Raw genomic sequence first — 209 nt, forward strand, 5'->3', positions numbered from 1 at the left:
TGATCGGTTGGCCCCCTAATGTCGCCGTCGCCGACTCCATCTCACTATCAAACGTCAAGGTCACCTCAACGCTTTGACCAATCGCTTGATGCGTGGGGTTAAACGTCGCCCCCGTTAACGTGGGTTTAAGTCGTGACATCGACACGCTGCTGTCTGTCACCGTGGTTGCAACCGCGCCGAGGTTGTTGGTGCCGCTCACGCTCAAAGTA

Annotated in this window: 1 pseudogene; it reads right to left on the bottom strand. The window is 56.5% G+C overall.

Going from position 1 to position 209, the window contains the following annotated elements:
- Positions 1-209, bottom strand: a pseudogene (locus MD535_RS26090) (tandem large repeat); the annotation flags it as partial.

This window comes from Vibrio qingdaonensis, from assembly GCF_026191675.1.
Classification (GTDB): Bacteria; Pseudomonadota; Gammaproteobacteria; order Enterobacterales; family Vibrionaceae; genus Vibrio; species Vibrio qingdaonensis.